This window comes from Saccharopolyspora sp. NPDC049357, assembly GCF_040677225.1.
Classification (GTDB): domain Bacteria; phylum Actinomycetota; class Actinomycetes; order Mycobacteriales; family Pseudonocardiaceae; genus Saccharopolyspora.
Map to the genome: position 1 here is coordinate 1 of NZ_JBFAQJ010000095.1, position 1118 is coordinate 1118.

Annotated in this window: 1 protein-coding gene; it reads left to right on the top strand. The window is 62.9% G+C overall.

What is annotated here, in order from left to right:
- Positions 1-1087 (top strand): AMP-binding protein (locus AB0J91_RS33005; RefSeq protein WP_363876959.1); only part of this gene is annotated, 1087 nt, incomplete at its 5' end.
- Positions 1088-1118: the final 31 nt, after the last annotated feature.

Here is a 1118-nt window from a genome sequence, read left to right on the forward strand (position 1 = left end):
GCTGTCGTCGGATGATGCGATCAACATCCAGTACACGTCGGGGACGACGGGTTTTCCGAAGGGTGCGACGTTGTCGCATCACAACATCCTCAACAACGGGTTCTTCGTGGGGGAGTTGTGCGGGTATTCGGAGGTGGATCGGGTGGCGATCGTGCCGCCGTTCTACCACTGCTTCGGGATGGTGATGGGGAATTTGGCGTGCACGAGTCATGGTTCGGCGATGGTGATCCCGTCGGAGGGGTTTGATGCGGGGTCGGCGTTGCAGGCGGTGGCTGGTGAGGGGTGCACGTCGTTGTACGGGGTGCCGACGATGTTCATCGCGGAGTTGGATCATCCGGATTTCGATTCGTTCGACCTGTCGTCGTTGCGCACGGGGATCATGGCGGGGTCGCCGTGTCCGGTGGAGGTGATGAAGCAGGTCATCGATCGGATGGGGATGTCGGAGGTGGCGATCTGCTACGGGATGACCGAGACCAGTCCGGTGTCGACGCAGACGCGTGCGGATGATTCGTTGGAGCGGCGGGTGTCGACGGTGGGCCGGGTGGGTCCGCATTTGGAGGTCAAGATCGTCGATCCGGCCAGTGGGCGGACGGTGCCGTGTGGTGAGCCGGGGGAGCTGTGCACGCGGGGGTATTCGGTGATGCTGGGGTATTGGGAGCAGCCGGACAAGACCGCTGAGGTGATCGATGCGGCGCGGTGGATGCACACCGGGGATTTGGCGGTGATGGATGCCGATGGGTACGTCTCGATCACCGGTCGGATCAAGGACATGGTGATCCGGGGTGGGGAGAACGTGTATCCGCGTGAGATCGAGGAGTTCCTGTACACGCATCCGGATGTGTTGGATGCGCAGGTCATCGGGGTTCCGGATGCCCGCTATGGCGAGGAGCTGATGGCGTGGGTGCGGTTGCGGGAGGGGGCTGCGGTGTTGACGGCGGAGTCGTTGCGGGAGTTCTGCTCGGGCAAGTTGGCGCACTACAAGATCCCGCGCTACGTGCACGTGGTGGAGGAGTTCCCGATGACGGTCACCGGCAAGGTCCGCAAGGTCGAGATGCGCGAACAAGCCCGCCAACTCCTCGACCTCTAACAACCGAAACCCGGAACACCCCGGTAATCCG